Below are 354 nucleotides of genomic sequence, written 5' to 3' on the forward strand. Positions count from 1 at the left end.
AAGAAAACGGTTTTCGATGTTTCTCTATCATCTGACTTTAGGATCGAAGAGGTTGAGATAGACAAAGATCACATTCATATGCTGATTACAATCGGCACTCGATATTCAGTAGGCCAGCACGCAAGGAGGATTAAGCAAGCCACAACCGCTAAAATCTGGAAATCATTTCCTTATCTGAAAAACCAATTTTGGAAAGAGAAAACATTTTGGTCAGATGGGTACTTTGTGTGTTCTGTAGGGAATGCAAGCGCAGAGACTATACGAAAATATATCCAAGAGCAGGGGTGACACCTATTCATCCCCGCGACATCACTTTGTTCTGATCACGGGGTTTTCTCGGTGAGTTTAGATAAA

1 protein-coding gene is annotated in these 354 nt (G+C 41.2%); it reads left to right on the top strand.

The features are described 5' to 3' along the window. On the top strand, positions 1–288 hold a 288-nt coding region (tnpA, locus tag JIG41_RS07700), incomplete at its 5' end, for an IS200/IS605 family transposase (RefSeq protein WP_199524530.1). Positions 289–354: the final 66 nt, after the last annotated feature.

This window comes from Pseudoalteromonas sp. bablab_jr011, from assembly GCF_016464045.1.
In the GTDB taxonomy this organism is placed as follows: domain Bacteria; phylum Pseudomonadota; class Gammaproteobacteria; order Enterobacterales; family Alteromonadaceae; genus Pseudoalteromonas; species Pseudoalteromonas lipolytica.